The sequence below is a fragment of the Brooklawnia sp. genome, from assembly GCF_032229645.1.
Classification (GTDB): Bacteria; Actinomycetota; Actinomycetes; order Propionibacteriales; family Propionibacteriaceae; genus Brooklawnia.
Window position 1 is genome coordinate 101,647 of the sequence record NZ_JAVTWX010000136.1, and the last position, 12,745, is coordinate 114,391.

General features: G+C 65.7%; 9 protein-coding genes and 1 pseudogene. All 10 read right to left on the reverse strand.

Going from position 1 to position 12,745, the window contains the following annotated elements:
- Positions 1-284: pseudogene (locus tag AAFP05_RS11235) on the reverse strand (cell division protein FtsZ); the annotation flags it as partial.
- 296 nt (positions 285-580) lie between these two features.
- Positions 581-1,309: an FtsQ-type POTRA domain-containing protein gene (locus tag AAFP05_RS11240; protein WP_341729946.1), complete on the reverse strand. Its 729-nt coding sequence runs from the start codon at positions 1,307-1,309 to the stop codon at positions 581-583.
- Complete coding sequence (murC, locus tag AAFP05_RS11245; protein WP_341729987.1) at positions 1,306-2,760, reverse strand: UDP-N-acetylmuramate--L-alanine ligase; 1,455 nt, start codon at positions 2,758-2,760, stop codon at positions 1,306-1,308. The genes AAFP05_RS11240 and murC overlap by 4 nt, the downstream gene beginning before the upstream one ends.
- Entirely contained in the window at positions 2,757-3,869 is a 1,113-nt protein-coding gene (gene murG / locus AAFP05_RS11250) for an undecaprenyldiphospho-muramoylpentapeptide beta-N-acetylglucosaminyltransferase (RefSeq protein WP_341729988.1), read from the reverse strand. The genes murC and murG overlap by 4 nt, the downstream gene beginning before the upstream one ends.
- 34 nt (positions 3,870-3,903) lie before the next feature.
- Positions 3,904-5,223: a putative peptidoglycan glycosyltransferase FtsW gene (locus tag AAFP05_RS11255; RefSeq protein ID WP_341729947.1), complete on the reverse strand. Its 1,320-nt coding sequence runs from the start codon at positions 5,221-5,223 to the stop codon at positions 3,904-3,906.
- Positions 5,220-6,710 carry a UDP-N-acetylmuramoyl-L-alanine--D-glutamate ligase gene (murD, locus tag AAFP05_RS11260; protein ID WP_341729989.1) on the reverse strand — a complete coding sequence of 497 codons (1,491 nt, stop codon included), beginning with the start codon at positions 6,708-6,710 and terminating at the stop codon, positions 5,220-5,222. Before murD ends, AAFP05_RS11255 begins: the two co-directional genes overlap by 4 nt.
- An 85-nt stretch (positions 6,711-6,795) precedes the next feature.
- Positions 6,796-7,863: a phospho-N-acetylmuramoyl-pentapeptide-transferase gene (gene mraY / locus AAFP05_RS11265; protein ID WP_341729948.1), complete on the reverse strand. Its 1,068-nt coding sequence runs from the start codon at positions 7,861-7,863 to the stop codon at positions 6,796-6,798.
- Between the two features lie 3 nt (positions 7,864-7,866).
- Positions 7,867-9,315: a UDP-N-acetylmuramoyl-tripeptide--D-alanyl-D-alanine ligase gene (murF, locus tag AAFP05_RS11270; RefSeq protein WP_341729949.1), complete on the reverse strand. Its 1,449-nt coding sequence runs from the start codon at positions 9,313-9,315 to the stop codon at positions 7,867-7,869.
- Positions 9,312-10,892, reverse strand: a complete 1,581-nt coding sequence (locus tag AAFP05_RS11275; protein WP_341729950.1) for a UDP-N-acetylmuramoyl-L-alanyl-D-glutamate--2,6-diaminopimelate ligase — start codon at positions 10,890-10,892, stop codon at positions 9,312-9,314. Before AAFP05_RS11275 ends, murF begins: the two co-directional genes overlap by 4 nt.
- 2 nt (positions 10,893-10,894) lie before the next feature.
- On the reverse strand, positions 10,895-12,703 hold the full coding sequence (locus tag AAFP05_RS11280; protein ID WP_341729990.1) for a penicillin-binding protein 2: 1,809 nt from the start codon (positions 12,701-12,703) through the stop codon (positions 10,895-10,897).
- Positions 12,704-12,745: the final 42 nt, after the last annotated feature.

A 12,745-nucleotide genomic window follows, 5' to 3' on the forward strand; every position in this document is an offset into this window, starting at 1 on the left:
TCGGCGCCCTTCAGGGCATCCTCGATCTGGTCTGCGTGGTCTTCGGCCGCCTGGCGTCCCTTCTCAGGATCCGCCCCCGCGCCCAACCCTCGTGTCAGATCGCGGCCGATGTCGAGCTTGACATCGGCGTCGCTCATCAGCAAGGCCTGCGCGTCGGTGTTGACCGCGATGAACTCAACGCCCTTGAGGCCCGACTCGATCATGCGGTTGACCGCATTCACACCGCCGCCGCCGACGCCAACTACCTTGATGACTGCCAAGTAATTCTGCGATGCAGTGGCCACCAGTCCGCCCCATTCCCTGCCAGTGCTCAAGGCACCGATCCGTTTCTTCGCTCGTTCGGCTCGTCCACGCCATAGGTCGAGTGTCCTCAATCCTGCAGCTGCACCTATTCTGCCCTGTCAATCGATGCAATACCGCCAAGCTATCCGCTTGGCGCGGCCGCAGGCCAGGCTGATTGGCCACGTCACGCGCGTGTTCAGCGTATGAGAGCTGTCTTGGCACTGTCCACGCCAGACACGCCCAACCGTCAATAGCCTCAAGTACAGGTCGAAGGTTGAAGTCCGATCCGCACCTGATCTCAACGGATCGCCGGATGGCCAGGCGCTGAGACGTCGAAGACGGTGCCTTGCTGAGCCAGCAGAACCGGCAGCAGGGCCGCCTTCTCTGCCGACTGGGCCGAACTCCCCCAGACGATCTGCCGGCCGTCGGTCAGCTCGATCACGATGTGGTCGATGGTGGACGCGCTGACCTGGCCGGTCTGGGCAATGACATCGGGCGGTAGCGCCGCAACCGTGGTCGCCACGTCCGCCAGCATGCGCTGTTCGTCGCCGGCGGTGTCGGCCACGATGCCATCCACGCGTTCGCCGATGGTGTGGAAGATCTTGCCGTTGGCATCGACCCACTGGTAGCTGTCGCCGTTGATCCGTTGATAGACCATGGTGCGCTCGATCACCTCGATACCCAGCTGATGCGGCCAGTTGCGGTGCAACTGCACATCGGCGACCTCGGGCAGTGCCAGCAGGCGCTGTCTGATGGAGTCGGCCGGAATACGGGTGAGCGGTGTTCCGAGCTGCACCCTGGCGGTCTGAATGATCTCGTCGACGGTCGTCAGCTGGGTGCCGCTTACGGTCACCTCCCGCGTCTCGAATGCGGACGAGAAGAAGCCGGCCCAGGCGAGTACCGCGACGACCACCAGCAGCACCATGGCGACGATGCCCCGCTTGCGGCGGGCGCGTTGCTGCGATTTGCGCCGCAGGTCGAGCCTGCCTCCCAGATCGGTACGCCCGCCGGTCGGTTTGGCCATCATTCCCGGCCGGCTCGCTTCTTCAGCTGCGCGGCCAGCAGCGGACCCACCAAAGTCACGTCGCCGGCACCGAGTGTCATCACCAGGTCGCCGCCACGCACCAGCCCCGCCAGCACATCCGGCAGCTCACGCTTGTCGGGCACATAGTGGACCTCGGTGCCAGGCTCGGCATGAGCCTCGGCGGCATCGGCGATCAATGCGCCACTGATTCCCGGCATCGGCTCCTCGCGGGCGCCATAGACATCGGTGACGATCACGACATCGGCCAGACAGAGCGCTTGGCCGAATTCGTCCGCGAAATCGCGGGTGCGGCTGTACAGATGCGGCTGGAAGCACGCCACCAGGCGTCCGTCACCGCGGGCGCGCAATGCCGCTCCCAGCGAAGCCCGCAGCTCGGTCGGATGGTGAGCGTAGTCATCGTAGATTCGGACGGGAGCCGCGTCCGGCGCGTTGCTCAGCGGCTGGCTGGCCACCAACTGGAACCGGCGCAAGGTGCCGGTGAACTGACGTGCGGCGGCCAGCAGATCCGCAGCGTCCACACCGAGCAGGCGTCCGACCGCAAAGGCGGCCGTCGCGTTGGCGAGGTTGAACCGGCCGGGTACCTGGAGTTCCAGTTGGAAACTATGGCCTTCGGCCTGCAAACGAGCACCAGAAGAGGTGTTCTCGAACCGCAGCCCGGTCAACCGGTAGTCGGCATCGGGCGCCTCGCCGTAGCTCACAACTCGCACGACGCCCGCCTCGCGCAGTTCGTCGGCCAACTGGCGGGCACCAGGATCGTCGGCGTTGATCACGACGCTGCGCACCGAGGGACGATGCGCGAAATCGCGGAACCCTTCGTGATAGGCCTGCGGCGTGCCCCAATTGTCGAGGTGGTCGGCCTCGATGTTGGTGATGACCGCTATCTCGGTCGGGTATTGCAGGAAGCTGCCATCGGACTCATCGGCCTCAATGACCAGCACATCGCCGGCACCTAGCTGAGCGCTGCGTCCGGACGCAGCCAACGGCGAACCGATCACATAGCTGGGATGGACTCCGGCATGGGCCAGCATGGTTGCCGTCATCGCGCTCGTCGTGGTCTTGCCATGGGTGCCTGCAACCGAGACCCCCCGGCGTCCGATCATCAACGCGGCCAGCGCGGCACTGCGATGCCAGATGCGAAGCCCGGATGCCTTCGCTGCAACGACCTCCGGATTGCTGTCGCGGATGGCCGAGGAGACCACGACCGTGTCGACGCCGGTCAGGTGAGCGGGATTGTGTCCGATCGCGGTGCTGATCCCGGCACCGGCGAGCTGGCGCAGGACCGGCGAATCGGAGCGATCGCAGCCGGAAACCCGCAAGCCGAGTTCGTGGTACATCTCCGCGACACCGCTCATGCCGGCACCGCCGATCGCAATGAAATGAACTGCGCCGGCCTGCTCGGCGGGCAGCACCTCGATGGTTTCGCGCAACATCAGCGTCCTCCTGCTTGGGCAGCATCAAGTACCGCGCGGGCGACCCGTGCGGCCGCGCCGGGACGCATCAGCTGTTGGGCCGCGGCGGACATCGCCGCGAGCTTCTCCGGTGAGGCGAACAGCGCCTCGACCTCAATGACCAGGCGGTCGGCGGTGAGCTCCGCGTCGTCGATGCAGATGGCGGCGTCGGCGTTCACCAGCGGCTCGGCGTTGCGGGCCTGCTCGCCGTTGCCGATGGGAAGCGGCACCATGATCGCCGGCAGGCCGAGGGTCGCCACCTCCACAACGGTGCCGGCACCCGAACGGGCCAGCATCAGATCGGCGGCCGCGTAGCCGCGCTCCATCGCGTCGACGTAGCCGATCGGGACGTAGCGCGCGCCGGTCGCCTCATCGACCCGTGCTGTCAGGCCGTCGTGGAAGTTCTTCGGTCCCCAGACGTGCAGCACCTGAATGCCCGCAGCCAGCAACCTGTCGGCCGCGTCGACGGTCGCGTTGTTCAAGCTGCGGGCACCCTGGGATCCGCCGCTGACCAGCAGCACCGGCAGGCCGGCGGCCAACCCGAACGATTCTTTCGCCGATCGCGCCGAGGGTGCTCGTCCGGCCTCGGCCAGGTCGGTGATCGACTGACGCACCGGTAAGCCCTCGAACCGGGCACTGCGCAGCCGGGTACCGGGGAACGATGTCAGCACCGCCACCGCGAAACGGCTCGCGATCTTGTTGGCTAGCCCCGGCAATGCGTTCTGTTCATGGATCACCACCGGGATCTTCAACGACCTGGCGGCCAGATAGGCCGGCAGCGAGGCGTAGCCGCCGAAACCGCAGACGACATCGGCCTCGTGCCTGCGCAGGATCTTCTTGGCCTGGCGCACCGCGCCCATCAGACGCGCAGGCACTTTGAACAGATCGCCACTGATTTTGCGTGGCAACGGCACCGCCGGCACCAGCTCCAGATCAAGCCCGGCTTCGGGCACGACCCGAGTCTCCAGGCCACGCGCCGTGCCGACGCAGGTGATCTGCGCACCCGGTTCGATCGTCTTGATGGCCTGCGCGGTAGCGATCAGCGGTGATGTATGGCCTGCAGTGCCACCACCTGCCAGGATGACGCTCACCATCTGCTCCTCCGATCGTCCGGTTCGCACCCGCGACTCACCGACGGGTGCCGACAACGCTGGTCATTCTAGGCTGTCGGGATTTGCGTCCGGCCGCCAGCAGTCTGGCGGCCTCCGGTTCTTGCCTGGCTGCGCCCAACAAGATGCCGACGGCGATCAGATTGGCGAGCAGGGCGGAGCCGCCCTGACTCAGGAACGGCAGCGGCACGCCGACCACCGGCAGCAGCCGCATGACGACGAAGATGTTGATCAGCGCTTGGATGACGATCCAGGCAGTCATACCCGCAGCCGCGTACGACAGCAGCCGGCTGGACGACCGGGCGGCGATCCGAAGCCCGGTGAACGCGAGTACGAAGAAGAGAAGAAGCACGAAGAGTACTCCGAACAGCCCCATCTCCTCACCGAGCACCGCCAACACGTAGTCGGTCTGGGCGCCGTTGTACAGCCCGCCCCATTTCTGCCGGGAGCCTCCCAGGCCGACACCCCACCAGCCGCCGGACGCCAGCGCGTAGATCGCGTTCATCGGTTGATCGCTGACCGCGTCGCTGGGATTCATGAAGCTGAACAGCCGGTGCATGCGTTCGGGATCGGTGATCACCATCGCGCCGATCACCAACGCGCCGACGCAGCCGAGCGCCGACAGCACCCGCAGCGGAGCTCCCACGAACCACAGCATCGCGAACATGATCAGCGCGATCACGATCGCGGTGCCGAGGTCCTTTTGAAGCAACACCATGCCTTCGACCACACCGAAGCCGATGATGAAGGGAAAGAGCAGCCGCCGGGGGTCGCTGAGGGTCTTCGTGCGGTTCGCGAGCACCGAGGCCGACCAGAGGATGAGTGCGGCCTTGGCGAACTCGGATGGCTGAATGGTGCCGAGCGGTTCGATGCGCAGCCAGGCACGGTTGCCGTAGGCGTCCTCGCCCAATGGCGTGAAGACGAGCGCGAGCAGACCGATGCTGCCGATCATGCCCAGCCAGCCGAGCACGGCGTAGGCTGCGGCGCTGCGCCGCGAGAGCCACCAGGCCACCGGTACGCCGACGCACAGAAAGGCGAGCTGGCGCACCAGGTAGTAGTACGCGTCGCCCTGATTGGTGATCGACGAGAAGACCGACGACGCCGAGAGGACCATCAGCACGCCCAGCCCAACCAACAAGGCCGAGGAGACCAGGATGAGGTAGTAGTCAGCGAGCGGCCGGGACAGCACCCTGGCGAGGTTTCCCTCGCCGCGCGTGCCGAGCTCGGCCATACCGCCCTTCAGCCCACGATTGTGGCGCTTCTTCGCTGCTGAGCCCTGCGCCGGTGGGGACGGCTTCTTGGCCCCCGCCGGCCGACGCAGATCACTGAGCGCGCTCATCGGCTGCCTCCACCACCTGGGAGCAGGTGGACCGCGTCGGCGAAGTCGTCGCCCCGCGCGGCGTAGCCGGGCCACATGTCCTTGCTGGCCCCACCGGGCGCCAGCAGCACGGTGTCACCGCGCTCGGCGAGCCCGGCTGCGGCCTGGACGGCCTCGGTCATCGCTGCCGCGGCATCGCCGCGGTCGATGACCACCACCGGAACGTCCGGGGCATGGCGGGCCAGCGCCTCCGCGACCACCTGACGATCGACTCCCAGCACGATCGCGGCGCGCAACTTGGCGGCGTGGGTCCGCACCAGTTCGTCGAAGCTGGTTCCCTTGGTCTGGCCGCCCGCGATCCACACGATCGAATCGAATGCCCGCATGGACGAGTTGGCGGCGTGCGGATTGGTCGCCTTCGAATCGTCCACCCAGGTGACCCCGCCCATGGTCGCGACCGTCGAGATGCGGTGACCGCCGAGCTTCAAGTTGCGCAGACCAGCAGCGACTGCGGGTCCTGGTACGCCGAAGCTGCGCGCCAGCGCGGCAGCCGCCAGCGCATTCTCGATGTTGTGCGGTGCGTTCGGTTGCACATCGGCGACGTTGGCGAGCGGCAGCGCCGAATCCTGGCGTTGCGGAACGAAAGCTCGGTCGACCAGCAGGTCGTCCACGATGCCAAGCATTGAGATCGAGGGGATACCCAAAGTGAAACCGATGGCCCTGGCGCCCTCGATCACCTCGGCATCGGCGACCATCGCCTCGGTCGCAGATTCGGACACGTTATAGACGCAGGAATGCCGCACGTTGTGGTAAATGCGGGCCTTGTCGGCGCGATAGCCGGCCATCGCGGCTTCCGAATCACCTAGCCAGGGGCCATACCACTCGAGGTGGTCGGGGTGCAGATTGAGCACCGCCGCCGAGTGCAATTCAAGCGAGTGCGCCCAGTGCAGCTGGAAGCTGGACAGCTCGACGGCGAAGACGTCATAAGGAATCTCGTCGTTGATCGCTTCGATGATCGGCCGTCCGATATTGCCGACGGCAGCCGATTCCAGGCCGGCGGCCTGCAAGATCGAGTCCAGCATCTGGGTCGTGGTCGTCTTGCCGTTGGTTCCGGTCACCCCCAGCCAGGGCACGATGCGGTCGGGATGCATCAGCCGCCAGGCGAGTTCGACGTCCCCCCAGATCGGCACACCGCGCGCCGCCGCAGCGGCCAGCAGCGGGTAGTCCGGACGCCAGCCCGGCGACGTGATGACCAGATCGATGTCTTCGGGTAGCTTCGCAGAGGCCCCCGCGCCGAGCAGTACGGTGGCGTCCAGGTGCTCGAGCAAGGTGGCCCGCTCGCGGTTCTCGTCGGATTCGAGATCGTCCACCACGATCACCCGCGCACCCAGCTCGAGCAGCGCGTCGGCTGCTGCGAAACCGGACGTGGCCAGCCCTGCGACCACCACCGCGGCCTCGCGCCACGGCGAATAGCGGTCGGCGACCGGAAGCCACGCCAGCGGCCTCATCGTTGTCATCTTCGTCCTCCTGGGAAGTAGGAGCCGATTCGTCAAGCTGTCTTCGGCCGTTGGATCTCGGCTGGCCAGCGGACGACTATTGGCCCAGTATCCACTGGGCATAGAAGAGTGAGAGCCCACTGACGACCGACACGCCGCAGATGATCCAGAATCGGATCACCACGGTCACCTCGTCCCAGCCGAGCAACTCGAAGTGGTGATGCAGCGGCGCCATCTTGAAGACGCGCTTGCCGTGGGTGAGTTTGAAGTAGCTGACCTGGATGGCGACCGAGAGCGTCTCGATCACGAAGAGCAGGCCGAGGATGACCAACAGTAGTTCGGTGCGGGTCATGATCGCCAGGCCGCCCACCGCACCGCCCAGCGCGAGCGAACCGGTATCACCCATGAAGATCTTGGCAGGCTTGGCATTCCACCACAGGAATCCGAAGCAGGCGGCGGCCAGCGCAGCCGCGATCACCTGAATATCCCACGGATCGCGTACCTGATAGCAGACCGCGCTGTCGGTCGGTCCGGAACACCACTGACGACTCTGGAACAAGGAGATCAGCGTGTAGGCGCCGAAGACCATCGTCAGCGCGCCGGTGGCCAGCCCGTCGACGCCGTCGGTCAGGTTCACCGCGTTGGACGTGGCGATGATCAAGAAGGTGATCCAGACGATGGCCACCACCAGCGGTAGCCGCAGCCAGCCAATGTCGTGAATGAACGAGATTTGAGTGCTGGCGGGGGTTTCGCCGGAGCCGTCCGGACGCATCAGCGACAGCACACCGAAGCCGACGCCGATGGCCAGCTGGCCGATGAGCTTGCCCCGACTGGTCAGCCCCAGCGAGCGCTTATGGCTGATCTTCGTCCAGTCGTCGATGAAGCCGAGCAGCCCGCAGGCCACCAGCAAGCCGAGCAGCAGCAGACCCGAGTATGAGGGGGCATCCCAATTCAGCAGGTGCGCGATGGCGTAGGCGAGCACGACGGACAAGATGATCGCCACACCTCCCATGGTCGGTGTGCCACGCTTGGCGGTATGGGTGGCCGGGCCATCATCGCGGACGAACTGCCCGTAGCCCTTGCGCACCAGAAATCCGATAAAGACCCGGGTGCCGACCAACGTACCGATGAGAGCGATGACCCCAGCCGCGATGATCAGTTTCATCGTCTATTCCTCTCCGCCCACCAACCGGTTGGCGACCTCTTCCAGGCGAAGGCCTCGACTTGCTTTGATCAGTACCACATCGAAGGACTGCAGCTCCACCGAGTCCGCAACCGTCCGGGCGTCCGAAATCTGGGCGTTGCCGCCGACCTGCTCGGCCCCGGCGACCAGATCTGGCGCATGCTCGCCCAGCGCCAGGATCTCGTCGAAGCCGAGTTCGGCGGCCAGCCGTCCGATACTTCGATGGCGATCGGCCGAGGTCTCCCCCAGTTCCAGCATGTCGCCCAGCACAGCGATCGTTCGTGCGTCCGGGTTGGACGCACGACGCCGTTCGCCGATCGCCGCGACCGTGCGTAGGGCGGCGGCCATCGATTCCGGATTGGCATTGTAGGCATCGTTGATGACTGCTGCCCCGCTGGGAAGTTCGTGCAACTCCATCCGCCACCTCGACAAGGCGACGGCTTGGCAGAGTGCGCTGGCAACAGTTTCCAGCGGCACGCCCAGCGCCAGGGCTGCGGTGGCTGCTGCGGTGGCGTCGGTGACCTGGTGTTCGCCGATCAGCCGGAGCCGCACCTGGGCGCTCTGGTCGGCGGTCTCGGTTGATGGCCCCGTGGCGCTGAGCGTGAAGCTGAAGCGAGCGAGATCGTCGGCCCTCAGATCGGTGGCCCGGACGACGAGTTCGGCGGAGATCGGCTGAGTTCGGCCGATGGTGAACCGCGCAATATGTGCCCGGGTGCGTGACTCCATGGCATCAACCAGCGGGTCGTCGGCATTGAGCACCGCCCAGCCGTCGGCGTCCAGGGCCTCGACGATCTCACCCTTCGCTTCGGCAATCTTGGTCTGACTACCAAATTCCCCGATATGGGCGGTGCCGATGTTGAGCACGATGGATGCACTCGGATGGACGATCGAACACAGATAGGCAACATCCCCGACCGCCCGAGCGCCCATCTCGCTGACCAGATAGCGCGTCTGCTCGTCGATCCGGCAGACGGTCAGCGGGTTGCCGAGCTCATTGTTGAACGAACCGACCGGGCTGACGGTCGGCCCGGCCGCAGCGAGTATCTGGGCCAAGAAATCCTTCGTGCTGGTCTTGCCCGCGCTGCCGGTGATGGCGACGGTTTGCAGACCCGTTGCCCGGGCCTCGGCATGCAGGCTGCGCGCAAGCGCGGTCAATCCCTGCTGAGCGTCGTCGCAGATCAGTTGCGTCAACGGCGCATCGGCCTGCCGGGTGACGATCGCCGCAGCCGCACCCAGGGAAGCGGCCGAATCCAAGAAGTCGTGGCCGTCGGCGTGTTCGCCGGGCAACGCGACGAATAGGGCTCCCGGCACCGACCTGCGGCTGTCGATCACCACATCCGGGCCGACCCGAACGCCCGGATCTCCGATCAGGGTGCATGGTCGGCCGCCGGCCTCGATGAGTGCGGCCACCCCGGCCGCGCTTCGCGTCCTCATGATCGACCTCCTGGGGTTTGGATGATCTGTGTCCAGCTGTCTTGCGCGGCGGACAGGTCGTCGAAGTCGATCGTCTTGTCAGCGAGCTGCTGGGTGCGTTCATGCCCCTTGCCGAGAATCACCACAGCGTCGCCCGGATGTGCGAGCCGCAGGGCCTGGGTTATCGCCGAAGCACGGTCGCCGCCGTCGAGGACCTCAACTGCGGCCGCATGGCTGCCCGGTGCGGCCGAGGCGATCGCCCCGCGCGCACCCGCCAGCACCCGGGCACGAATCGCCGCCGGGTCCTCGGAACGAGGATTGTCGTCGGTCACCACAACGAGATCGGCGCCACCGACGCCTGCCTGACCCATGAGTTCGCGCTTGTCCGGATCGCGGTCGCCACCCGCCCCGAAAACAGCGATCACCCGGCGATCCGCGAAGCCGGGATGACTGAATGCCGATAGCGCCGAGGCGATGGCCTGTGGCGTGTGCGCAAAGTCGACGTAGACGTGCGGTGCATCGGCGCCTTCCAACGGCACCGGTTGCATGCGTCCGGGAATCACCGCGGTCGCCAGTCCGGGCAGCGCGGCAGTCACCTCGTATCCGGCCTGATCGATCATCGCCAGGGCGGTCGCCGCATTTCGGACGTTGTATTCGCCGGGTAGACAGGTGAACGCTTCGATTGCAACGCGGTCGTGCAGCAAGGTGAAAGTGGAGCCTTGATCCCGCGGTCGCCAGGCGACGATGCGATAGTCGCAGTCCTCGGCCATGCCCACGCTTGCGGCGGGTAGGCCGAGCTCGGCAGCCTGAGCCAGCAGTCTGCGTCCTGATTCGTCGTCCGCGTTGATCACCGCGCGCTTGGCATAGCCGGGTGTGAAGAGTTGAGCCTTGGCCTGGTAATAGGCCTCCATCGTGTGGTGGAACTCCAGGTGATCGCGCCCCAGATTGGTGAACCCGACGACATCGAATCCGATACCGGTGACCCTGTTCAACGACAGGGCATGCGAACTGACCTCCATGGCCAGCACGTCCGCGCCGCGCGCCGCCAGCGTGGCGATGATCGCCTGCAGATCGGGAGATTCCGGAGTCGTGATCGTCGAATGCTCGACCTCCACGGGCTGGCCACCGACCAGGAAACCGAGCGTCCCGATGCTGCCGACCCGGTGCGCAGCCGCATCAAGCGCGGCGGCAAGCATCAGCACTGTCGTCGACTTGCCGTTGGTGCCCGTCACCCCGAAGCTGGTCATCCGGCGAGCCGGGTGACCCCAGATGCGGGCTGCTGCGATCGCCATCGCAAGGCGCAGGTCGGTGCAGACCGCCATCGGCAGACCCTGGTCGCGGGCGAGTTCGGCGCCTCGTTCGTCAGTCAACAGCGCCACCGCGCCGAGATCGCGGGCCGCCTCAGCAAACGCGGCTCCGTGGCTGCGAGTGCCGGGCAACCCGATATAGAGATCGCCGGGACGCACCCGCCGGGAATCGAAGCTGACCTTGTTGATCACGGGGTCGACATCGGGAAGCTGCACCGCCAGCCCTGCCAAGAGCTGCGAAAGCGGTTGCGGGCAGGTCTGGGGCTCGTGCTGCTGCTCGACTGCTGCCATGGTCAGTAGGTGAGCGGGTCGGTGAAGGCAGGGACGTGAGCAGAGGGAGCAATGCCGTATCGAGGCAGTGCCTGCATCATCAACTGGCGCGCTGTCGGGAAAGCCACGGTGCCACCGTAGTATCCATTTGCTGGTTCGTCGATCACCACATAGACCAGTATCTGCGGATTCTCGGCAGGTGCGACCGCAACATACGAACCGGTGTAGCCGCCGCCGTAGTTGCCATACTGATCTGCCTTCTGTGCGGTTCCCGACTTTCCGGCCATCCGGTAGCCGTCGATGACCTGCGAGTCGGCGGTGGTCATCTCCGGTGAGGCGACGCTGGCCTCCATCATGTTGACGACTTGCGCCGATGCCTCCTCGCTGATCACTCGTCGGGGATCTGCCCGGTCGAAGCCGATCGCATCCCCACTCGCCGTGGTGGCCGAGGCGATCACGGTTGGTTGATGGTAGACGCCTCCGTTGACGATCGCCGAGATGGCCGATGCTTCCTGCAGCGCGGTCACCGAGAGGCCTTGGCCAAACGAGATCTGGTCTCGGGTGTAGTCGGCCATGTCGGTGGCGGGCAGGATGCCCAGCGCACCACCGGTCTCACCGGGAAGCTCGATACCGGTCGAGGTGCCGAGCCCGAACGACGACAGATACTGCGACAGCCTGGCCTTGTCCATCTGGCGGGCAAGTTCGACGGTGCCGATATTGGACGACTGGGCGAGCACGCCGCGCGCGGTGAGGTTCAGGGTGCCGTGAGCCCAGGCATCGCGAATCGGGGCGTCACCGGACAGAATCTCGCTGGGCACGTCGACCTTGGTCTCGGGCGTGATCAGTCCTGCATCGAGCAGCGCGGCCATGGTGAGCACTTTTTGCACCGAACCCGGTTCGTAGGCATCGGTGACGATGCGGTTGCCGAGATCGTCGGCATCGGCCGCGCCAGGATTATTCGAGTCGAAGCTCGGCGCGGTGGCCATCGCCAGGATCTCTCCGGTCTGAACGGCCTGAATGACAACCGTGCCGCTCTTGGCCTGTGCACTGGAAACGGCATTGGCCAACGTGGTCTGCGCCATCCATTGCAGTTCGGAATCGATGGTCAGCGTGTAGGTGGCACCGTTGACCGGCTCGATCAGCGTGCTGTCGCCCAGCGGAATGGTGCCGTAGCGCGACGATTGGTAGGTCTGCTTACCATCGACGCCGCTCAGCTGCTCGTTTTGGCCGTACTCCAGCCCGGCGGCACCCTCGTCGTCGTAGTTGACGAAACCGAGCACATTGGACGCCAGTGTGCCGTTCGGGTAGTAGCGCACCGGATCCGGCGCAGAATAGATGCCGTACCAGCCGCCCTGGTTCAGTTCGTCGGCCATCAGTTGATAGACGGCAGCGGAAACCTTACGTGCGACCAGTTCATATTGATTGGGTCCACCGTCGGCGTTACGGGTGCGGCTCAGCTGTTTGAGGTAGTCGTCCTTGCTGCCGCCCAGGTATCTGGCCAAGATCTCTGCGATCGCAGCGGGCGCCTGCTCGGCCTTGGTGCGCTGATCAGTGGTCATGTGATCGGGATCGGCACCGTTGGTAGAGACCGAATACGGGTCGGCGATCACCGAGAATGCAGGCTGAGTCTCTGCGAGTACCTCGCCGTTGCGATCATAGATCACGCCGCGATCGGCCTTCAGCACCTGCGACTGGCTGAGCTGAGCGGCCGCCGCCTGAGCGTTGGCGGATGCGTCGATGCCCTGTAGCAGCAGTGCCCGGCCCGACGCCAAGCTGATCATGACGGCCACGAACACGAAGAAGACTGTGATCCGCTTGCTCGTGGAGGCGATCGGCAGGCCGGCGCTCGAGCGGCGGGTGGATCGGCTGCTTTG